The sequence below is a fragment of the Levilactobacillus yonginensis genome (genome assembly GCF_003946265.1).
GTDB classification, from domain to species: domain Bacteria; phylum Bacillota; class Bacilli; order Lactobacillales; family Lactobacillaceae; genus Levilactobacillus; species Levilactobacillus yonginensis.
Genome location: NZ_RHNO01000042.1, coordinates 1 through 7715, shown reverse-complemented (window position 1 = coordinate 7715; position 7715 = coordinate 1). Strand labels below are relative to the sequence as shown.

Below are 7715 nucleotides of genomic sequence, written 5' to 3'. Positions count from 1 at the left end.
GCACCAAGCCGAAGCTTCGTTTTACCACCCGCGCCGTTAATGGTCGCGCTCACCATTCACCACCCAGCCGTACAGATGACCTTGTTGTGGTATAGCCAGACTTATTGAAGTCGCCCTGGCAAACGTGTCTCCTTGGATTTAGACCCCAGCTTGTCCCCTAGGGCTTTAAAAATCGCACCGGCCATGATATAATAGTCATTAAACTAGATGACTTTTATGTGGCGCTCACCGATTCCCGTCGGTGGGTGTTTTTTTATGTTCTATTTTATGAATTAACCATACCACTATTCAGCTTGTTTATAAACAAAAATTGCAAAAATAACAAAAGTAATTTGTAACAAGTTTCATGTAATTTGATACTTGTAATTTGTATCTTTATATTTACGTTGAATTGCTATGCTCGTTGCATTACAATGACTATGAACTAATAAGTTCAAGTCTGGAGGATCCTGTATGACCACATCGATCACGATAGGAAACTTTAAAGGTGGAGTTGGAAAAACAACAACTTGTGTAACCTTTTCTTATCTATTAAATAAAGCCCATAGAAAAACCTTATTAATTGATTTTGATCCACAAGGAAATGCTAGTGAAATTATAGAAAAAACATTTCCTGTATTCAAACAAAAAAATTCCAAAAGTTTAACTGATGGTATTAAGAATCTGGATTTATCTGAGTCCATTGCACACGTCACAGATTACCTTGATCTGATGCCTAGTGATTGGAGCTTATCTTTGCTTCCTGATATGCTTGAAGATTATAAGAAAAGTGACCGACCACTATTTTTAAAAACTTTGCTAACAAAAATTAGAAATGATTATGATTATATTTTAATAGACGTTCCGCCAACGCTATCAGCATATACAAATAATGCCGTTTTAGCCTCAGATTACGTAATTATGGTTATGCAGACTCAAGAGCAATCTTACTCAAGTTCTTTAAAATTTGTAAGCTATCTTCAAGGGCTTAGAAAAGACTATGACAAATCATTTGATTTGCTTGGCATTATTGCCTATCTGGTTAAAAAAGACGGACCTGTCGATCATGAAGTGTTGAAAGCCGCTAATCAAGCCTTTGGAAAAGCCCTATTTCATGGGAACGTATTTCAAAGAGAACGTGTTAAACGTTTCGGAAAAAGTGGAATTAAAGATGAGGATATGTGGGACAAAAGGGCTTTATATATGTATCAAGTAGTATTAGATGAAGCTCTATCACGAATTAATCTGTTGGAGGAGTAGAATATGCCGGAAAAGAAAAGTCTTTTAGATCAGATTGATGCAGAGAGTCAATTAAAAGATGGCGACTCTCCTTTTAAACGAAAAGAAAAAACAAAACCATTACGAGTTAGAGAATCATTTTACAATGATATTCGAAAAATTGCCTTCGAAGAAAATACAAAAATGGTTGAGATTTTAGATGACATAATAAAGCGTGGGCTTCGAAGCTATAAAAAGAGTCACCCAGATACAGATTACAAGTAACTTGTAACTTGTAATAAGTAACTTGCAATTTTAATTTAACCTGAACAAAATACGCTTACGACTCAAATGCAGGCTTTGGAATCCAGCGATGCTAACAAAGAAAAAAGTAAATAATTACGCGCTCTCAGACAACACGTTCACCTTTTAGATGTATACTTGTCCGTTTAAATTAAGCAGAATGCACACAAAAAAGTCCTCTATTACGCGGAATAGAGGGCTTTTCTGAAATCAGTACATACAGGCTTTGCTTAGGAGCGTTGCTTGTGTCCATTTAGGACATACACAATCTACCAAATATCCTTTTTCATGATCTTTCACCTGTTTTAGATTTTAGAAGTATCACTTGGTTTCTCAATTAACTTAAACCGTCGCTGCTGCGTGCGTTTACTAATCCCCGTCTTTCGTTCAATCATCTTGTAGGTCATGCCTTGTTTTCGCAGCTCATAAGCAAATCTGATTTGTTCATCAGAATACGTTTTCGGTCGCCCTTCCCGAAACAACGGATCATGTTGCTTGGCATACAATTTACCTTCTTGTGTGCGCGTGACAATCATATCGCGTTCAAACTGCGCAAAGGCGCTAAATATTGTAAAGACTAATTGGCCAGTCGGCGTATTGTCAATTAAGCCCATATTCAAAATGTTGACTTTGACATTTTCTTTAAACAACTCTTGGATAATGGCTAAGGCCTCGCGCGTGTTCCGCGCAAACCGATCCAGCTTAGTGACAATCAAAGTATCACCTGTTTTTAGAGCGCGCAACAGTTTTCGAAACTCCGGTCGTTCAGTAGTTGTGCCGGTAAACTTTTCCTGAAAGATTTTTTCTGCTCCTGCCAATTTTAGTAACTCAATTTGATTTGCTAATTTTTGATCAGTGGTACTGACCCGCGCATAGCCATATTTCATCTTTTTCTCTCCTTACTTATGTCATTAAGTAATGACACGGTTCTAACCCTTTAATTATACAGCATCAAAAAACAGGCCACAACTGTTAAGTTATGACGCAGTTTATATATTCATTTAGCGGACATTAACCCATTTATTAATAAAAACTGGACTTAGAATGCGTTTCTCAAACGTCGAAACATGAAAAAAAGCCTATTTCTAGGCGCTTTTTACGATTATTGTTGTAAAGTTTGTTGGGCTTTTTTAGCTCTTGGCTTTTTAAATCTGGATTATCCTTTGCACCTGAAGATGGAAAGGGGACTGCTTCTTCTGCTTATGGTGGTCTAGGCATGGCTTTAGGTAATAACGGATTTAACGTTATCGGTGCTTTGTTCCTTAGCCAGTTTCGACTAGGATTTATAGTCTTTGGTATATTCACATTTGCTGGCGTATTAATTGCAACTTTGATTGTCCATGAGCCTTCTAATTTAGATGAAACCTCAACTAAAAAGAAAGAAAAGTTTTCTTTAAAAAATGTAAAGTTAATTTTTCCTTCTTGGCAAATTGGCGCGACTACTACCTAGCTCTTATAGGAAAAATGTTTCAGGGAGTTGGAAACTTTGCAATTACAGGATACATTTTATATATAATGACCGACTTTCTTCATCGTGGTAATCAAACTCAATCTTCTATCCAACTTGTTAACATGATTATGCTTATTTTTGGCATTTTGATGGGATTAGTCGCTGGGCCACTATCTAATAAATTTAAAATACTGAAATTACCAGTAGGTCTCTCAACTATCTTATTAGCAATTGCAGGTCTCTCCCTGTTCTTCTTAAGAAATAATACTGGTATTATTCTTTACGCCTTAGCTGCCGGTTTAGGAATGGGCTTATGGAACGCACTTGATAATTTATTAAACTTAAAAGTTATCCCCGATCAAAATCGTGTTGCATTTTTCTTAGGTGTTTACAACTTAGGTAATACAATTACACAAGCTATCGCACCCGTTTTAGCCGCTGCCGTCATAAGTCTTTTTGGTTATTCTGGAATTTTTATTGTTTCATTTATTTTTTCCTTGATTGGTGGTATTTCAATGCTATCGATTAAATCATTAAAACGTTAGTAAGATATTTTTTAGCAATCCTTATTTAAAGTTAAGGATTGCTTTTTGTTCTCTTCAGTTGCAATCGCTTGCAACTCGCACCTATCCTCTGCTATGCTCGTGCCAACAATGGTAATTATTTATTCACCTAAATTTAGGATGGAGGTAATTAAATGACTGAAAGTTATCAATTTGATGTTTTGTACTTAGGCGCGGGGCATGGTGCCTTCGACGGGGCGGTTCCACTAGCTAATAGTGGTAAAAAAGTCGCCATTATCGAAGCGGACAAAATCGGGGGAACTTGTCCAAACCGTGGATGCAACGCGAAAATTACGCTGGACAACCCGGTTCAACTTTTACGCCACCAAGAACGCCTTGATGGCATTGTAAATGGTGACTTAAAGCTGGATTGGACTGCCAATGTAGAACATGAACACGAAGTCATCGACGGCTTGCCGGACATGATTACTGGTTTACTCGACTCTGTTGACATCGAAATTATTCACGGTCGTGGAAAATTTGTTGATGCTCACACCATCGAAGTGGATCAACAGCGCTACACCGCTGACAAAATCGTGATTGCAACGGGGCTACGTCCCCACCATCTAGATGTTATGGGCTCAGAACTTACGCATGACAGTACCGATTTTATGAACCTCAAACAGCTTCCTGAAAATATCGTAATTATTGGCGCGGGCTATATCGGCATGGAATTTGCCACGATTGCCAATGCTGCCGGCGCGAACGTCACTGTACTTTTACGCCATAATCGGGCGTTGCGCAAATTTAATCAAGATTACGTAAAACAAGTCATTGCCGACCTCGAAAAACGAGGGGTGAAGTTCATTTACAACGCTCAGGTGGATCGTTTTGAGGAAGACGGTTCTCATTTTACCGTGTCTTATAACGATCACGAAACCCTCACCACCGACTGGATTTTGGATGCTACCGGACGAATTCCTAACATCGAAAACATCGGATTAGACGAAGTAGGCGTTAGTTACAATGCTAACGGGATCGAAGTTAACGATCATCTTCAAACTAACATTGATAACATCTATGCTTCTGGTGATGTGCTTGATAAAGAACAGCCTAAGCTCACCCCGACTGCGATCTTTGAATCTAGTTATTTAACCCAACTTTTCACAGGAAAGACTACTGACGCAATCAACTATCCGCCCATCCCAACCATTGTCTTTACCTCACCACAAATCGCACAGGTTGGTATGAGCGTCGAAGAAGCTCAGCAAAATCCTGATTACACCATTAAAACTAATCATCTTCCTGACGGATGGTTCCGCCAAGTTGATAAGGAAACAATTGGTGATAACACCTTGATTTACGATCAAGACCATCATCTTGTAGGAGCAGCTGAAGTTAGTGAACATGCTGCCGATGCAATTAACGTTTTATTACCAGCAATTGAGTTTCAATATACAGCTGAACAACTAGGCCGCATCGTACCTCTCTTCCCTACTTTGGGAGCGGACGTCTGGTCACAGATTTAAAAAAACGCTGAGCCTCTTTTAAGGAGACTCGGCGTTTTTTTATTATTTAGTAAATTCAGCAATTGCATCATCAATATGTTGCCGTACTACCTCAACATGATCCATTTCATCATCTTCTACATGTGGTAAAGGATTACGTGCTCGTCCTACACTTACCCCACGTTTAGCTAAGATTAACTTCATCACATCATATAAATTACCTTTAAATGATGTCAATTTAACTGAATCATCTATTTTCGCCATAGTCCCCACCATTTTCTTGGTTTTTCTTGTTCTTCTATCCTTTTTTGAACTTTGATTTGTTCCTGCAAATTTTCCAACTTCTCTTTAAGAGCGTTCCCGTTCACTTCATCTTTATATTGATTGTCTAAGTGTTTGAATTCTGTTTCCTGTGAGGGCATTTTGAGAACTTTTAATCTGTCGTTTTCTGCTTTGTATTCTTCGAGCAGTTGTTTGTCCTGTAAGGCCAATCTTTGTTGCTGATCTAGTAACTTATGTAACTCTTTCTTTTCAGATTGAATTTCTGATACTAAATTTCGAAGGAATTTCACTTCATCTTGTCCATCAACCGCATCTTTTTTGTTGTCGTCAACATCATCTTTTTGTTGACGGTATCTTGTTGACGAATTGTTTGAGAACATTGCTTTAATAGCTTTTTGCCCATCAACATCAACGTAAACAGTATTACCTTTTGTTGATGTAAATTGACGTAAATCGATTGACGCATCTCTTTTTATCTTTTGCCATATAGCTTGCTTTGAAACGCCCAATTCATCAGCAAGTTCTCTAATTGTTTTAGGCATTATTTCCAAACCCCTTTCGGAGTTCAGCAAGTGCTTCTTGTCTTGCTTGATCTCTTATTTTTTTATCATGTTCAGCCTGTTTATCAGCCAATGCTTGTTTTTCAGTGGATCCTAGTGGTAATCCTTTAACTTTATCAGTAGCGCGCCATTTTTCCTGTTCTGCTAGTTCACTATTATGCTGAATATTGAAAAGTTTTTGTCGTTCATCTTGTAATTTACCTTGTGAGAAGTCATTAGCGCCTTTCTTTTCGGGTTTCCAGGTAAATGAATAGCCTATTACTGGTTTTCCACGTCCCTTGCCATATTTCTTTCTAATAGCTAGGCCTCTAAATAATGGTGTTAACTCTTCTTTGATGGGCTTTATAACATACCTATCAATATCTCCTGACTTTGTCCAATAGCTTTTAGGAATATCAAGTAATTCAAAAAAGTCTTCTTTTGATAAAAAAGCATAACCTGTTGTTCTAAAACCCTTTAACAATCTAAAGGCAGTTTTGGCGTAACTGCTTCTAAGATCTCTAAATTCCGCTAAAGCATAACGAACCCAACTTTCAAGCTTGTTTAAAAGGGGTAAAGCACGTTCATAAACTTTTACGTCTACATAAGGTTCTTCTGCATCTCCATCAATTTTAAATTCTGTAAACAAAACAAAAAACTCTCGAGTTAATCCACTTTTACTACGTCTTCCAAAATGAAGTCCCATTAGTTTTTCATAAGTTCTTTGAATATCATCTTCAAAGCGATTATTTGCAGTTGGTTTATAGTTGCTCAAGTCTTTAAGTTGTGGCAAATTCTATAATTAATCCGAACAGAAATTAAAAAGCCCAAAGCAATCACTTACAATGGTAGTAGCTAATTCCAACCAATATAGGGAGTGATTACTTTGGGTACATCTACTTTATCACGTTTTCAACGTGGCGCACTAGCACAACTGGTCAATGAGGGGAATAAATCTTACCAAGTAATGGCTGACGCCTTAGGCGTCGCCAAAGCTACGATTAGCTATGAGTTGGACCGGGTTAAACCTTATGATCCAGAATTAGCTCAGCAAGATGCAGATCGCAAAAGGCGGAATTGCGGTCGTCGTTCGATGCTGACGGCAGCATTAGCGACTTTAATTACCAATCACTTACGATTAACCTGGTCGCCAGAAACCATTGCGGCCGCTTATAACTTGAGCACTGCGTCAATTTATAATTGGCTTAATCGTGGCTGGCTCCCCTTCAAATTGACTGATCTACCCAATCGGAATGTCCGCCAGCACCGAGTGAGCGAAAATCGTGGGAAATTTACAAGTGGGACTTCCATCGAACAACGGCCAACAACTGTTAATCAACGGTTAGCTTTTGGTCATTGGGAAGTAGATACGGTGCTTTCTAGTCGAAGTGAGTCACGATCATGTCTGGTTACATTCGTAGAACGTAAGAGCCGACTTCTATGGGCCATCAAAGCCCCTAATAGAACGGCTAAGGCTCTAAACACCGCCTTTGGCAAGTTTATGGGGGCCTTCGGTCCCCAAGTAAAATCCATTACTGTTGATCATGGTAAAGAGTTTGCCAATTATCAGGCCTTAGAACAGGATTATCAGATCAAAGTTTATTTTTGCCATCCATATTCACCATGGGAGCGAGGTTCCAATGAATATTTTAATAGACGGTTACGCTGGTTCTTCCCGAAAAAGACCAATTTTAGCCAAGTAACGACTGATGAGATCCTAGCAGCACTTGAACTAATTAATCAACGACCATTAAAAATACATCATCAACAGACTGCCATTGAAAGATTCCGGGCTTGTTCGGATTAAACTTGTAATTTGCCTTTTATCAAATCAAAATTGCCCTTTTCTCAATTTGTTGAGAAAAGGGCAATTTTGATCTGCTTTTCGTTTTAGGTAAAGCTTGAGAGGCGTGACTTATTTTTGTAACACCTT

9 protein-coding genes and 1 pseudogene are annotated in these 7715 nt (G+C 38.4%); 6 read left to right on the top strand and 4 right to left on the bottom strand.

Going from position 1 to position 7715, the window contains the following annotated elements; genetic code table 11:
* Positions 1 to 453: 453 nt before the first annotated feature.
* Complete coding sequence (locus tag EKM87_RS12045) at positions 454 to 1239, top strand: ParA family protein (protein ID WP_011669002.1); 786 nt, start codon at positions 454 to 456, stop codon at positions 1237 to 1239.
* Between the two features lie 3 nt (positions 1240 to 1242).
* The gene (locus tag EKM87_RS12040) at positions 1243 to 1482 is read left to right on the top strand and encodes a hypothetical protein (RefSeq protein WP_011669001.1); all 240 of its coding nucleotides are present in this window, start codon (positions 1243 to 1245) and stop codon (positions 1480 to 1482) included.
* 323 nt (positions 1483 to 1805) lie between these two features.
* Here EKM87_RS12040 and EKM87_RS12035 read toward each other — a convergent pair whose 3' ends face one another.
* Positions 1806 to 2387, bottom strand: coding sequence for a recombinase family protein (locus EKM87_RS12035; RefSeq protein ID WP_125577931.1), 582 nt, complete (start codon positions 2385 to 2387; stop codon positions 1806 to 1808).
* Between the two features lie 230 nt (positions 2388 to 2617).
* Here EKM87_RS12035 and EKM87_RS12030 point away from each other — a divergent pair, with 230 nt between their 5' ends.
* The 3 genes from EKM87_RS12030 (at position 2618) to EKM87_RS12020 (ending at position 4982) form a co-directional block, all read left to right on the top strand.
* Entirely contained in the window at positions 2618 to 2950 is a 333-nt protein-coding gene (locus tag EKM87_RS12030; RefSeq protein ID WP_225416436.1) for a hypothetical protein, read from the top strand.
* Entirely contained in the window at positions 2923 to 3495 is a 573-nt protein-coding gene (locus EKM87_RS12025; protein WP_225416435.1) for an MFS transporter, read from the top strand. The genes EKM87_RS12030 and EKM87_RS12025 overlap by 28 nt, the downstream gene beginning before the upstream one ends.
* A gap of 152 nt (positions 3496 to 3647) precedes the next feature.
* Positions 3648 to 4982, top strand: a complete 1335-nt coding sequence (locus EKM87_RS12020) for a dihydrolipoyl dehydrogenase family protein (protein WP_002831210.1) — start codon at positions 3648 to 3650, stop codon at positions 4980 to 4982.
* 42 nt (positions 4983 to 5024) lie between these two features.
* Here the strand turns inward: EKM87_RS12020 and EKM87_RS12015 are convergent, their stop codons facing one another.
* The 3 genes and pseudogenes from EKM87_RS12015 to EKM87_RS12005 all read right to left on the bottom strand — a co-directional run.
* Positions 5025 to 5225: a hypothetical protein gene (locus EKM87_RS12015; RefSeq protein ID WP_020090466.1), complete on the bottom strand. Its 201-nt coding sequence runs from the start codon at positions 5223 to 5225 to the stop codon at positions 5025 to 5027.
* Positions 5213 to 5785: a helix-turn-helix domain-containing protein gene (locus tag EKM87_RS12010; RefSeq protein ID WP_125574589.1), complete on the bottom strand. Its 573-nt coding sequence runs from the start codon at positions 5783 to 5785 to the stop codon at positions 5213 to 5215. Before EKM87_RS12010 ends, EKM87_RS12015 begins: the two co-directional genes overlap by 13 nt.
* Positions 5778 to 6569, bottom strand: a pseudogene (locus EKM87_RS12005) (RepB family plasmid replication initiator protein); the annotation flags it as partial. The gene EKM87_RS12010 and the pseudogene EKM87_RS12005, both read right to left, overlap by 8 nt.
* A 99-nt stretch (positions 6570 to 6668) precedes the next feature.
* Here EKM87_RS12005 and EKM87_RS12000 point away from each other — a divergent pair.
* Positions 6669 to 7589, top strand: coding sequence for an IS30-like element ISLsa1 family transposase (locus EKM87_RS12000; RefSeq protein ID WP_057877460.1), 921 nt, complete (start codon positions 6669 to 6671; stop codon positions 7587 to 7589).
* The last annotated feature ends 126 nt before the right edge of the window (positions 7590 to 7715 follow it).

Excerpts from the sequence above, each read along its gene's own strand:
- EKM87_RS12035 (WP_125577931.1), bottom strand. The coding sequence starts at position 2,387 with ATGAAATATGGCTATGCGCGGGTCAGTACCACTGATCAAAAATTAGCA.
- EKM87_RS12010 (WP_125574589.1), bottom strand. The coding sequence starts at position 5,785 with ATGCCTAAAACAATTAGAGAACTTGCTGATGAATTGGGCGTTTCAAAG.
- EKM87_RS12045 (WP_011669002.1), top strand. The coding sequence starts at position 454 with ATGACCACATCGATCACGATAGGAAACTTTAAAGGTGGAGTTGGAAAA.
- EKM87_RS12040 (WP_011669001.1), top strand. The coding sequence starts at position 1,243 with ATGCCGGAAAAGAAAAGTCTTTTAGATCAGATTGATGCAGAGAGTCAA.
- EKM87_RS12020 (WP_002831210.1), top strand. The coding sequence starts at position 3,648 with ATGACTGAAAGTTATCAATTTGATGTTTTGTACTTAGGCGCGGGGCAT.
- EKM87_RS12015 (WP_020090466.1), bottom strand. The coding sequence starts at position 5,225 with ATGGCGAAAATAGATGATTCAGTTAAATTGACATCATTTAAAGGTAAT.